At 70.4% G+C, this 4,000-nt stretch carries 5 protein-coding genes; all 5 read right to left on the bottom strand.

Annotated elements, in window-relative coordinates; all coding sequences use genetic code 11:
- On the bottom strand, window positions 1-562 hold a 562-nt coding region (locus V7053_RS18125), incomplete at its 3' end, for a hypothetical protein (RefSeq protein ID WP_334173656.1).
- Window positions 563-798: 236 nt separating this feature from the next.
- Complete coding sequence (locus V7053_RS18130; protein WP_334173657.1) at window positions 799-1,038, bottom strand: hypothetical protein; 240 nt, start codon at window positions 1,036-1,038, stop codon at window positions 799-801.
- A gap of 60 nt (window positions 1,039-1,098) precedes the next feature.
- Window positions 1,099-1,410 (bottom strand): ArsR/SmtB family transcription factor, encoded by a 312-nt coding sequence (locus V7053_RS18135; RefSeq protein WP_334173658.1) that lies wholly within the window; start codon window positions 1,408-1,410, stop codon window positions 1,099-1,101.
- A gap of 118 nt (window positions 1,411-1,528) precedes the next feature.
- Complete coding sequence (locus V7053_RS18140; RefSeq protein WP_334173659.1) at window positions 1,529-2,401, bottom strand: hypothetical protein; 873 nt, start codon at window positions 2,399-2,401, stop codon at window positions 1,529-1,531.
- Window positions 2,402-2,580: 179 nt separating this feature from the next.
- On the bottom strand, window positions 2,581-4,000 hold a 1,420-nt coding region (locus tag V7053_RS18145; RefSeq protein ID WP_334173660.1), incomplete at its 5' end, for a S1C family serine protease.

Here is a 4,000-nt window from a genome sequence, read left to right on the forward strand (position 1 = left end):
CCTCGCCACAGGATGGAGTTGGCGGCGAAGCCGCGTCCTTCTGGGGGTTTTCCTCGCGCGTGTGCGGGGGGCTCTTTTCTTTCTTAAGGTGAGAACCGCCTGGGGCGGGAGGGGTCTCAGTCTTGTCCACAGCCCTCGCGGCTGTGTCGACGGCCGCGAGGGGCGACGGCGTGCACACGACGTAGACGGCGGCCTCGTTGGTTCGCTCGGAGCCGTCCTCTGGCAGGGAGGCGTAGGGGGCTGTTCGACCGGACGCGACGATGCCGAGGAGACCCCATCCACGCAGTGTGGCCAGGTAGCGGGCGATGCTGGCGCGGGAGACGCCGACGCGCTCCATGAGGCCGGCCCAGGTCGGTCGGCTGGTCATCGTGTCGTAGTCGGCGCGCTCGATGACGGCGCGGAGGCATGCCAGGAGCCGTGTGCGGCGTCCCGCGGTGTATTGGGCCCACTCTGGGCGCGCTCGGAGCGCCGCGATGGCCTGGCGGCCGTGGGCGGCGCGTACAGAGCCGGAAGGGACGGCGGCGAGCACCCCCTCCCGATGCGTCTCACGACGGCGGCTCACCCGGCGGAGTCGCAAAGGCTGCACGGTGGGTGCCGACTTTGACACGCCCGATTTTTGGGCAGGAGAGAGCGACAAAGCGGTAGCTTCGGCTACCATGAAGGAGCGTCCTTCCTATAGGAGGGTGTGCAAGAGGCCCACCCGCGAGGGAGGGTTTCAGGTCCACCACCCGGTGACCGGCCAAGATCTAGGGGTGGTGGAGGACTTTTAGAGGGCCCGCGAAAGCGGGCCCTCAGTCGTTAAGAAGCGCGCTGCATCGGCAGAGCCTCCTGATGTGCGATGAACCAACGGGGCAGACCGTCAGCGGTGAGTTCTAGGTGCTCGATGACGGCTTCGAGTGCCTCAGCCGCGCTCAATCCCATCCGGTTTGCGATGGCTTCGAGCTTGTCCTTGCAGTCTTGCGGAATTTGGTAATTGACCTGTGGGTAGCCGACAGCGCTGCCGCGTGCGCGCCTGCGGCTCAATCGTGTCTCTGCCATAAAGTCCACTAAACCCTAGGCATAGGCCGTGCTATAGAAGGGTAGCTCGGCGTGTCGCCCTTAATTTTCCCGGTTGACGTATCGCCGAAGAGTTTCCAACGCATGGTCGAAGGCTCCTTCTGCGAGCGTGTACAGGACTCGTTGGCCCTGGCGTTGGTCCCCGGCGTCGGAATCGACGGCACCGAGGTCTTCGAGCTTGCGTAGGTGCCAGGCGACGGTCTTGTACCTCGCGCCGACGGCTCGGCCGATGTCGCCGGAGGTGATGCCCTCCGGCTGCTGGGCGAGCTGGCGCAGGATCTCCACCCTCAGTGGGTTCAGGCTGAGGAGCTTGATCACGTCTGCGGCCCACTTCGGCGTGGGCTTCTCAGGCATGACATAGCGCGGCACTCCTCCATTCTGTCGTGTCGGCCGTCCATGCGGTTCACACCAGACAACTTAATACGATTGTCTGGCTAAATTTTACGAGAACATCTTTGACCGAAGAGGTCAATCAGATCAGACAGTCTGGAGGGAGGGTCATGGAAAGCAGGACGCCTCGGCTCCTGCCCGGGGGAGGCCGCTCGGTGCCGGATGGTGTGCGGGACGCCATCCGGAGGCGGCGCACTGCCTCCCACGAGGCGGCCTGCCTGAGGACGGAGCTGACGGGCACGCGGGGGAGAGCGGTCTGGGCCAGCAGCCCAGGGGAGGGGATTCCCCGGCAGTAGAGGTCCCGGGCCTGCTCCCTCGTGCGGTTCCCGTAGAGCAGGACGAGTCCGTGGCGGGGGGCGGCGCGGACGTGGAGGGCCGGCCCCTGGGGGTAGGCAGTGGCCAGGGCGCTGGTGGCCTGGATCGCGAACGCCCTCCTGAACTCCGCCCTCACGGCCCCGCGGTCCATGCCAGCCTGCTTGGCGGCCTCCGCGGCGCAGCGGTCGACGGCCCGGGCAACGGCGCCGCGGGGGAGCCTGAGGAGGGAACCGTCGGGGCCCTCGGCGACCCAGTGCTCGTCGAATTCCGAACGCCGGCGCACCGCAAGGCCCTCCCGTCCTGCCGCGAGCATGCGGGCCGCGGCCTCCAGGACGGCGTCCGGGGGCATCGCCGTGGCCCCCTGGCCTGCGGCCTCGGGGAGCAGCGCCTCCAGGGCCCGCTGCTGCCGCCCCATCCGGCAGGGCTCCCGGGAGGTGCCGGGGCCCGGGCGCCCGAGCTCGGCGGCGAGCCGTCCAGTGGCCTCCTCCACGAGTGAGTCCAGTTCAGGCCCGGAGGGGCGCAGGTCTGCCACGGCGATCCTGAGCAGCTCCCGGACCAGCATCTCCCCGGTCCGGGGCAGGAAGCCCCCGGCTCCATCGTCAGACCCGGTCGGGGGACGCCTCGGTGCGTGTTCTCCCACTTCTTGTTCCCTTCCGCGCCCGAGTTTTTCGGCGCTGCCCTGCCCGGCTCCAAGCTCTCGTCTGCCGTCCGCCACGGGACGGGACCACGGTGTCCCCGGCGGAGGTGCAGTTGACGGCGACGGTAGTCGAGGGGTGCTGAGGATTCCCTGAGGAATCCATCGGGCATCCACCGACGGGGTCAGGGCGCGGTGGCGAGGGTGACGTCGGTGCTGGTGCTGTGGCCGCTGCGGGCCAGGGTGACCTTGACCGTGGTGCCGGGGGCCTGCTCGTGGACGGCGGCGGTGAGGCTGCTGGCGTCGTCGATGGCGTGGGCGCCGAACCGTGTGATGACGTCCCCGGCCCTGATCCCGGCCCTGTCCGCGGGGGATCCTGCGGTGACCTGGGCGACGAGGGCGCCGACCGAGAAGGGGGATCTGGGGTCCCCTGCGGGGGCGGCGGGGCGGACCGAGACGCCCAGGAGGGCGTGGGCGGCGCTGCCGTTGGCGATGAGCTCCCCTCCGATGCGCCGGGCGTAGTCGGCCGGGATGCTGAATCCCACGCCGATGCTCCCGCTCTGGGCCGTGGCGCCCGCGCCGGGGCCGGTGGAGGCGATCGCGACGTTGACCCCGACGAGGTTGCCGTCGGCGTCCACGAGTGCGCCGCCGGAGTTCCCGGGGTTGATCGGGGCGTCGGTCTGGATCACGTCCAGGCTGACGGTGCTGCGCGCCTGCGGGGAGGGGCCGGTGCCGGGCGGGGCGAACTGAAATCCCTGCCCGCCGCCGGGCTGCTGGTCCCCGCCCTGCGGGGGCGCGGAGGAGGCGACGGAGATGGTGCGGTCGAGGGTGGAGACGATTCCCGAGGTCACGGTCCCGGGCAGGCCCAGGGGCGCCCCGATCGCTACCACGGGGTCCCCGACGTTGATGCTGCCGGGGTTCCCGAAGCTGATCGGGGGCAGGCTGGCGCCCTGGGCCTGGACGACGGCCAGGTCCGAGAGCGGGTCGGTGCCCACCACACTGGCGGGGTAGACGGTGCCGTTGGCCGCGCGGACCTGGATGGCCGGGTGCGCCGCGGTGCCGTCGAGGGTCACGACATGGGTGTTGGTCAGGATGTGCCCGCTGGAGTCCAGGACGATCCCGGAGCCGGTCCCGGCGGAGCTGCCGGCGGTGACGCTGATGGTCACCACGCTCGGGGAGGCCTTGGCGGCTGCGGCCGTCACGGAGAGGGCGCCGACCTTGTTCACCACCACTGGGGCGTGCTGCCCCGCACCGGTCGCCTGGGTCTGATGGTCAAGCAGCGAAGATCCCCCCAGACCCGCAGCACCGCCGACCAGGCCCGCGGCGAGCATCGCGGCCGCCACGGCGCCAGTCCCCCAGCGGCCCCGGGCGGTCCTGGACACGGGCGGGGCGAAGTCCCGCCCGTATCCGCCCGGGTGTGCGGGGGGCTGCTGGGCGCGCAGGGCCTCGTCCCGGGGATTCTCCTCCATGCCTGGGATCATCCGTCCGGTCTCTGGGCGCTGCATCGTCATCAGCTGGACCTTTCCTAGGAATCTCCCGGGACGGGGGGCTGCTTCCTGCCGGAGGTGCCGGGAAGCGGTCGTGATGCCATCCCTGTGGAGTGGG

It is taken from the genome of Sinomonas sp. (assembly GCF_036848755.1).
Taxonomy (GTDB): domain Bacteria; phylum Actinomycetota; class Actinomycetes; order Actinomycetales; family Micrococcaceae; genus Sinomonas.